This is a genomic window from Nitrosomonas sp. Nm132 (genome assembly GCF_900100485.1).
Lineage (GTDB): Bacteria > Pseudomonadota > Gammaproteobacteria > Burkholderiales > Nitrosomonadaceae > Nitrosomonas.
In genome coordinates this window covers 1-8386 of record NZ_FNDH01000068.1, presented here as the reverse complement: position 1 = coordinate 8386, position 8386 = coordinate 1, and the positions used below count along the sequence as shown (strand labels likewise).

The window sequence follows — 8386 nt, the reverse complement described above, 5'->3', positions numbered from 1 at the left end:
TGCCTATTTTTGTATCTCCTCCCCTGGCACATGTAATCGATTGATTTATATTTGTTCTTTAGAATGCTTTAAAAACGAGGGATGCTCCGAGATCAGGTTGTCTGAAGTTCATGCAGCCTCTACGCCGAACGCCACCCAGCCCATAAACAGGTACTGTCCGGGTCTGTCCCGGATCAACAACGCTATCCGGTTTTGACGTGGGTTGGTTTCCTTTTCGACATGTCATCGACTGTTCACTTGCGTTCATCTGCTTAATTCGTACCTGACACTTTCAAGTGCCTTTTCCAACGACGTTCACTACCGCGACTTTTGATCGAAGCAGCTCGTGGTGGTTTGAAGCCGAGTCCTGTAACCAGACTTCGAGGGGCCTACCCTCATCTCTCATGTAACATAGCTGCCCGAAGGACTGCGTCCTTCTTTGCCCCTTCGTGGCACACCATTGCCCCAGCAATTGCCATTCCGGCTCATACTTTGCCAGATGCCATGCTGCTTTAGTAATTACCGGTGACTTTCCGAGGCGTATTGGCTACCCCGATCGGTATGCCATAACAGGCCTTTGTCGGGGTTACGTTTCCAAATAGCCATCTGGAGCGCATTGTTGACTAACCGTATTTTCATATGCGCAGCCATTGACCAGCCCACGACCTGACGGGAAAACAAGTCGATCACAACCGCCAGGTACAACCAGCCTTCCAGAGTATAAATATAAGTGATATCACCCACATACACCTGATTCATCTGATCTATGGCGAACTGACGATCCAGATAATTAGGCGCAATAGGCAGTTCATGTTTTGAATTGGTGGTAGCTTTAAATCGACGTTTAGTTTTACAGGCCAATCCGGCTTATTCGCCGCCGACCCACGGATCGGCCTTGGTGAGACATAGCTATTTTGAGACGACGGGTACCATATGTATTCCGGCTTTTTTCAAATACTTTTTTTACAATACCGCTGAGTTGCTCATCTTCTCGTTCCCTGAATGAAGGAATTCGATGCAGCCAATCATAGTAAGCACTCTGTGAGACCTGTAAAAACCGGCACATCGATAATACGGTGAATTCACCCCGATGCTGCTTGATCCAGGCGTACTTCACCATTGCTCCTTGGCAAAGTACGCGGCAGCCTTTTTTAATAGGTCGCGCTCCTCGGTCAGTCGGGCAACCTCTTTTTTTAGCCGCTTTAACTCTTCACAGAGAGGTTCGTCAGTGCGCACTGCCTTTATGTTATCAACCGGTCGACTGTATTTACTGATCCAGGTGTGCAAGGTGTTTTCATTCACACCAATTTCCCTCGCAGTTTGGGCTACCGGTTTATCCGATTCAATGGCCAACTTTACCGATGACTCCCTAAATTCAGCTGTATAGATTTTAGGTTTTTCTTGGTTCATTTTAGATACACTCCTCCTTTCAATTATTTTAAGGAATGTGTCCAGTTTAGTGTAGCCACATCATTTATGTTTCTATCGAGAATTGGAATTAGAAAGATAAAATAAAAGAAATGATACGGATGAGAAAGGAGCGATAACAGAAGAGTAATAGTAGAACCAGCACCAATACTTGGTTGTGACGTCATTACGGATAAAACAGGGGACATGAGCAGACAAATAGGCTCATGAATTGATAGTACGCCTTAGTTTTCGTGCCTCTTCTTCTTTAAGTGTGTCGTTGATTTCACGCAAGATGCTTTTAATATTGACTGTTTTCTCAATATACTCGAAGTGTCCGGTCAAATCACTTTCCGGATGAAGTTGTCCGCTTTGATAGAGCGACCATATCTCCATACCATAACTGGTGGCTAGCAATTCAGGCGCAAACTGACCGAAGTATATAGCCAAGTTCTCGACATCACGTAGCAGCATTTTACAGGCTTGGTTATTGGCAGCTGCGTCGATAGCTTGTGGCAAGTCGATAATGACAGGTCCTGTGCTGTCGACTAGCACGTTGTATTCAGACAGATCACCGTGGATGATTCCAGCACAAAGCATGCGAACCACTTGAGCAACTAACATGCGGTGATATTCACGAGATAATTCTGCAGTAAGCGCAAGATCGTTGAGCCGTGGGGCTGCATTGCCATTGCTGTCGATCATCAGCTCCATCAATAGTACGCCCTCATGGAAGTCGTATGGCCTGGGCACACGCACACCAGCAGCAGCGAGTCGGTACAGGGCATCTACCTCAGCATTTTGCCAGGATTCTTCCTGTGCTTTGCGTCCATACCGAGTACCTTTTTCCATGGCTCGTGCACGACGGCTGTTTTTTACTTTGCGGCCTTCGGTGTAATCCGTATTTTGGCGGAAACTACGTTTGTTGGCCTCTTTGTATGCTTTAGCGCAACGTATCTCTTCTCCGCAGCGAACTACGTAAACCGAGGCTTCTTTGCCACTCATTAATTGTTGGATAACCTCATCGACAAAGCCATCCTGGATCAGTGGTTCAATTCTTTTTGGAGTTTTCATCAGTGTAATTACTACGCTTATATTTTGAGGTTCATCTTAAATACCATTCATAACCAAAAATACACAGAAGAAAAAGTAAAAACAGGATTTGAACTGAGGTATCTGAAGCTCTTTGTAGTTGCAACTAAGAATTTTCCCAGTATAACAACAGCGTTTTTTTATTTGGCAATGATGTTGTTATTTTTGAAGAGGAGTTTATAGAAATTAGAATCTGTATGATCCAGTTCTTGTATCAATGCAAATAGATCAATAATTTCACTGGGAGGAGGCCCTCTACGGATAAAGCAGTAAAGGGAAACTCCTTCATCCTTCATCCTTCATCCTTCATCCCATTTAGTTAGTAGTTCATCTCTTATAAAAAGTTATCCGACTTTATTGAAGCCGCAATATGTTTTGATGGAACCTCAAGCGGGGAGGAGTGATCAATAATGCCTATAGCTTACTGACTACTTCTATTTACTATTTATCGTGGTGACTCAGAATTGAGAATCTTTAGATACTGACGCCTAATGCCTTGAATTTTATGGTGCCGACACCAAGAATCGAACTCGGGACCTTCTGATTACAAATCAGCTGCTCTACCATCTGAGCTATGCCGGCTCATAGAAATAAATATGTTAAAAAGACAAATATATTAAAATTATAAACCTTAGGCTATTATGCAGTAAACAATTGTTATCTAACGATCTTTAAATGAACTCGATCCCCTCTATCCTCATGCGCCAGATAATTATTTGATGTGGATCCTAAACAATTTGTATCTTCATTCTTAAAAGTGCGTGGTGCATTTTCCTCAATTTCAGGAGAAAAAAACAAACCTTGATTGATCTCTTTTGAGAATATCGCCTTGATTGCGCCAATTGGTATTGATATCCTCCTTGATATGCCATTAAAGCGCGCCGTAAATTGAACCACTTCATTGTCGATCAATAGATCACAAGCAGCTAGAGGACTAATATCCAGAGTAATTTCTCCATCTCTTACATATTCCTCAGGCACTAATGTATTCCGATCAAAATCAACAGAAATATAGGCAGTCAATTCATTATCAATACACCATTCATAAACAGCTCGTATTAAATAAGGCTTAGTCGCAGGAACCTTCATTTACGCATTAATTTCTCTGAAGGTGTTAAAGCATCAATAAATAGTGGCCTGCTGAATAATCTCTCAGAATACTTGAGTAATGGTGCAGCCTGTTTTGGTAGACGAACTCCATAATGATCCAGTCTCCATAGTAAAGGTGCTATGGCTACATCCAACATAGAATATTCATCACCCAGCATATATTTTTGCTTATCAAATATTGGTGCGATCATTGTCAAACTATCAGCAATCGCTACTCTCATTTTATCAGCTATCTTTTGATCATTCTGCTCAACAGTCTCAATATGGCAAAATAATTCTTGCTCAAATCGATGTAATAACAGTCTTGCCCGGGCACGCATTACTGGTTCTGCCGGCATCAACTGAGGGTGAGGAAAACGATCATCAATGTACTCATTGATAATATTCGATTCATACAATACTAGATCTCGCTCAATCAGAACTGGCACGCGACCATAGGGGCTAATCACAGCCAAATCTTCTGGTTTATTGTGAGGATCTACATCAATGACCTGAAAATCCATGTCCTTTTCATGCAACACGATGCGGCATCGGTGGCTAAAAGGACATGTTGCAGTAGAATACAGCGTCATCATGATGACTTATACATCTTTTTAGTACTTTGATTCAATGATTTACTAGTGTACATCTCTCCAATATTCGCGTTTTAATAAATAAGTCAAACCAAGCATACCAAGCAAGAAGATCATGACAATCATTCCAAGTTTCTTACGATAATTTGCATGGGGCTCACCCAAATAAACCATGTAGTTTACCAGATCTGTAACAAATTTATCGTATTCTTGTTTGGAAAGAGCGCCAGGTACACTAAGCTCTAATTCCTTAACTTCCGAGCTGCCTTTTCCATCACTAACCGATTTAATGTTAAGTACTTGCTGGCCTTGTAACTGGTACAAAACATGCGGCATTGCAACCTTATCAAAAATCAAATTATTCCAGCCTGAAGAAGTCGAATCATCTTTGTAAAAAGCTCTAAGATAGGTATACAGCCAATCCGCACCCCTGGAGCGAGCAATTATGGATAAATCAGGGGGAGCAACCCCAAACCATTCTTCAGCTTCCTTTTTTTTCATAGAAGTCAACATAAGATCGCCAACTTTTTGTCCAGTATGAATAAGACTCCCACTGATTTCTTGATTAGTTAGCTCAATATCTTGATGCCGGTTATAACGCATATAGCTAGCACCATGACAAGTTAAGCAATAATTAACAAAACTTTGTGCGCCGCGCTGCAACGATGCATTGTCAGATGTATCAATTGGTGCCCTATCAAGTTTTATGTCAGCAGCAGCAAAAACAAAAATTGGAGTCAAGCTGATAAAAAAAAGCAGTAATTTTATTAATCTCATTTTGTCACTCTTTTTGGTTCAGGTTTTGTTTTATCTATCTTGCTATACCATGGCATAAGAACAAAAAATGCAAAATAAATAACTGTAAATATTTGAGCTAATAATGTATATAAGGGAGTCGGCGCTTTTGTACCAAGCCAGCCAAGCACAAGAAAACTTATTACAAAAAGCGTAAGCGCAAACTTAAAGATTGGTCCTTTATAACGTATCGATTTGACAGGACTACGATCCAGCCATGGCAAGAAACAAAAGATAATTACTGCAGCCGCCATCAAAATAACGCCCCACAGTTTCGCATCTATCCAGAGAAAATTAACCGTGACTGCCCTCAACATAGAATAATAAGGGGTGAAATACCATACAGGCGCAATATGATCAGGTGTTTGTAACGTATTTGCAGGAATAAAATTATTATACTCAAGAAAATACCCACCCATCTCAGGAGCAAAAAATATAATACCGCTAAACACAATCAGAAATGCCACCACTCCGAATATATCCTTTACAGAGTAGTAAGGATGAAATGGTATTCCATCCACTGGAATTCCCGTTTTTGGATCTTTGTTAGATTTGATTTCTATTCCATCTGGATTATTAGAACCCACTTCATGTAATGCGATAATATGAACAAATACCAAAACAATTATCAATAATGGCAACGTCACCACATGGTATGCAAAAAAACGGTTAAGCGCTGCGTCCGAGAGCATGAAATCTCCCAAGATCCAGTTTGATAACGTTTCGCCGATAAATGGAATCGCTCCAAACATACTCACAATCACCTGAGCGCCCCAATAAGACATTTGTCCCCAAGGTAAAATATATCCAGTGAAAGCTAAACTCATCAGCACGAAAAAAATCGCCATGCCTATCAGCCATAAAAGCTCGCGTGGCTTGCGATAAGAGCCATACATCATCCCTCGGAACATATGCAGATAAACCACCACAAAAAACATGGAAGCTCCCGTAGAATGCATATACCGAATCAACCAACCAAAATTCACATCGCGCATGACGTATTCAACTGATGCAAACGCAAGACTAGCATCAGGCTTATAGCTCATAGTAAGAAAAATACCGGTAATCAGTTGATTAACCAGCACAAGCATTGCTAGCGAACCAAAGTAATACCAAAAATTAAAATTCTTAGGGGCATAATATTCAGAAAGATGCGCTCTCCAGGTAGCAGTCATTGGGAAGCGCTTATCAATCCATTCCATCATCGAATTCTCTTGTTTACTCATTTTATACAGATTCCTTGCTTTCAGAGCCGATTAAAAGCCGATTTTCACTCAAATAGGTATGAGGAGGGACAACCAAATTAGTAGGCGCCGGAACACTTCTGTAAACACGCCCTGCCAAATCAAATTTTGAACCATGGCACGGGCAGAAAAAACCACCTAGCCAATCAGCACCTAAATCAGCAGGAGCAATATCCTTCCTAAATACTGGAGAGCAGCCAAGGTGTGTACATACACCCTCCACCACAAGAATTTCAGGTTTAATAGAACGCGTCGCATTCTGAGCATAAGCTGGCTGCTGTTTTTTCTCCGAATTAGGGTCAGCCAGCTGGCTTTCTATTTTCTTCAAATTCTCCAGCATTTCCTGTGTACGCTTAAGAACCCATACCACCTTTCCCCGCCACTCAACCATCAGCAGCATACCTGGCTCCAGCTTACTAATATCCACTTCCACCGGCGCTCCAGCTGCTTTAGCGCGTTCACTAGGCATCATACTCAACACAAATGGAGTCGCCACCGCAACGCCAGCAATCCCGCCCGCCACAGATGTGGCCAGTACTAGAAAACGACGCCGACTATTCATCTCACCACTACTGTCTGCCATTTTTTAATAATTCCATCCAATGAATTTTCTACCCAGAATCAACTCCTACCAAGAGCCGATCAACCTGTTATTTAACTTTATATTTTACTTCCCTAAATACTCAAAGAACGTTATACACCTAAGAAGCATACTTTTTAAGTATAACATAGCCCTTTACATAGCAGGGTAATATATAGTGCCAGCCAGAAAACCTCATTTTTTCGCCAGCGAGCTGCCTAATTTTTAAGCTCCCTTAAAGAAATGTAATGAGGCTAAGCATTTAAAAATGCTTCCGATTACATTTTTTGGAGGCATGACACCATAAACTCTATTTTTGCTTGCTACCTGTGCCACTGATTGTTCACAATCATGCGTTTTTTTGGGTTATGGGGATAGTTTCTAGCCTGAACATTACATAAATCGGACAAATAACGCTTCAAGCGTTAGATATAATGGGGATTATTGAGAAACTGGTTCGTAAAAAATGCCTGCAATTGCTCGCCCCGCTGCCAACTCTGTCCCGGAACAACTCTGCTTTAATTCCATTCCCGGCTTCACAGTTCGCGCCGACTTTGCTGGAGGGGAGCTCTCCTCTGGTTTTGGTGCAGTGGTATTGGATACAGTCGATCATCGTATCGGCCTGATTGATCGCCTGACTGCGGCGATATCCGATTCACGTGATGCGCGCTATCCTGAACTTTGCATAAATTTTCTGTTACCTATTCTGGTTTCTACTCCCTTATTTTTTTGATTTTTAGGCGATATCCCCCTACCCCTAGGCCCGAATATTGCACGAGTATCAAAAATAAGAGTGAACTTGCCAGAGATTCATATTCCAAGTGGATAAATCAGATCTCTATTGAGAATTTATTGTGATGGAATACACTTTTCTGTGTCAGCAGCGCCCTGACCGGACAGGCGCTGGATATGAGGTGCGGTCTGACTTCAAACCAGCCTTCACTTGTTTGATCCAATTCTCCGCTTGTCCGCGCTGGCAATACACCTGCTGGTAGAGTGCGCCGGGAGTGGGACTGCGCAGCGACGTGACCACGTAACGCTGATTATCTTTGGCTGGCCGCCCGGTGTTCCCCGCCAGCACCTCGGCCTTGAGCACCACGCGATGCGCTTGCGGCCAGGACTTGGCAGCATAGTCGAATTCACCGAACAGGCGCACTGACGATACGACCGGTCTCATCCGTTGAGCAGCCATTGACTGATGCAACGCAAGATGACCGCGCGCATTCCTCATCAGTCCCTCAGCTTTGGCGGACAATACGGCGTTGCCGCCCAAGCCAAAGATGAAATCGGCATTGCCAATTTCACTGATCAACTTCATCAGCTCTGGATTGGAGAAATGCCCGTCGCCGCGCAGCAGGATGTGGGTATGCGGCCAGTGCTGGCGCAAAACATGCAGCACTCGCTTCATGATCATGGCATTCTCGGCACCCGTTGGGCGCTTACCGGGGCGTAGCGCGGAAGCCACCAAGGCGCCTGACTCAGCCTCAAACACCAGCAGTGGCAGGTAGCAATAGTAATGGAATGGACGCCCACTACCCTAAATGGCAACGAGGTGCCAAAGTAGTGTTGTTTAAAACCCTGTAACTAGAGAGGAGCGTCCGACATGA

The 8386-nt window shown here is 43.1% G+C and carries 9 protein-coding genes, 1 tRNA gene and 2 pseudogenes; 1 reads left to right on the top strand and 11 read right to left on the bottom strand.

The genetic code is table 11. The features are described from left to right. Nucleotides 1-498: 498 nt before the first annotated feature. The 10 genes from BLP80_RS13830 to petA form a co-directional block, all read right to left on the bottom strand. Nucleotides 499-840, bottom strand: a complete 342-nt coding sequence (locus tag BLP80_RS13830) for a DDE-type integrase/transposase/recombinase (RefSeq protein ID WP_090544210.1) — start codon at nt 838-840, stop codon at nt 499-501. Continuing rightward, nucleotides 830-1096 (bottom strand): IS3 family transposase, encoded by a 267-nt coding sequence (locus BLP80_RS13825; protein WP_176754380.1) that lies wholly within the window; start codon nt 1094-1096, stop codon nt 830-832. Before BLP80_RS13825 ends, BLP80_RS13830 begins: the two co-directional genes overlap by 11 nt. After that, on the bottom strand, nt 1093-1389 hold the full coding sequence (locus BLP80_RS13820; protein ID WP_090544205.1) for a transposase: 297 nt from the start codon (nt 1387-1389) through the stop codon (nt 1093-1095). The genes BLP80_RS13825 and BLP80_RS13820 overlap by 4 nt, the downstream gene beginning before the upstream one ends. Before the next feature lie 222 nt (nt 1390-1611). Further along, nucleotides 1612-2460, bottom strand: coding sequence for a PA4780 family RIO1-like protein kinase (locus BLP80_RS13815; protein WP_090544203.1), 849 nt, complete (start codon nt 2458-2460; stop codon nt 1612-1614). A 524-nt stretch (nt 2461-2984) separates the two neighbouring features. Beyond that, nucleotides 2985-3060, bottom strand: a tRNA-Thr gene (locus BLP80_RS13810). 75 nt (nt 3061-3135) lie between these two features. Next, nucleotides 3136-3567: a ClpXP protease specificity-enhancing factor gene (locus tag BLP80_RS13805; RefSeq protein ID WP_090544201.1), complete on the bottom strand. Its 432-nt coding sequence runs from the start codon at nt 3565-3567 to the stop codon at nt 3136-3138. Beyond that, nucleotides 3564-4163 (bottom strand): glutathione S-transferase N-terminal domain-containing protein, encoded by a 600-nt coding sequence (locus BLP80_RS13800; RefSeq protein WP_090544199.1) that lies wholly within the window; start codon nt 4161-4163, stop codon nt 3564-3566. Before BLP80_RS13800 ends, BLP80_RS13805 begins: the two co-directional genes overlap by 4 nt. Nucleotides 4164-4205: 42 nt before the next feature. After that, on the bottom strand, nt 4206-4937 hold the full coding sequence (locus tag BLP80_RS13795) for a cytochrome c1 (protein WP_090544197.1): 732 nt from the start codon (nt 4935-4937) through the stop codon (nt 4206-4208). Beyond that, complete coding sequence (locus BLP80_RS13790; protein ID WP_090544195.1) at nt 4934-6181, bottom strand: cytochrome b; 1248 nt, start codon at nt 6179-6181, stop codon at nt 4934-4936. The genes BLP80_RS13795 and BLP80_RS13790 overlap by 4 nt, the downstream gene beginning before the upstream one ends. A 1-nt stretch (nt 6182) precedes the next feature. After that, nucleotides 6183-6782 (bottom strand): ubiquinol-cytochrome c reductase iron-sulfur subunit, encoded by a 600-nt coding sequence (petA, locus tag BLP80_RS13785; RefSeq protein ID WP_090544193.1) that lies wholly within the window; start codon nt 6780-6782, stop codon nt 6183-6185. A gap of 463 nt (nt 6783-7245) precedes the next feature. On the opposite strand from petA, the pseudogene BLP80_RS13780 reads away from it, so the two are divergent. Continuing rightward, nucleotides 7246-7452 (top strand): annotated as a pseudogene (locus BLP80_RS13780) (IS1380 family transposase); the annotation flags it as partial. Between the two features lie 237 nt (nt 7453-7689). On the opposite strand, the pseudogene BLP80_RS13775 reads toward BLP80_RS13780, so the two are convergent. Beyond that, nucleotides 7690-8301, bottom strand: a pseudogene (locus BLP80_RS13775) (transposase); the annotation flags it as partial. Between the last annotated feature and the right edge of the window lie 85 nt (nt 8302-8386).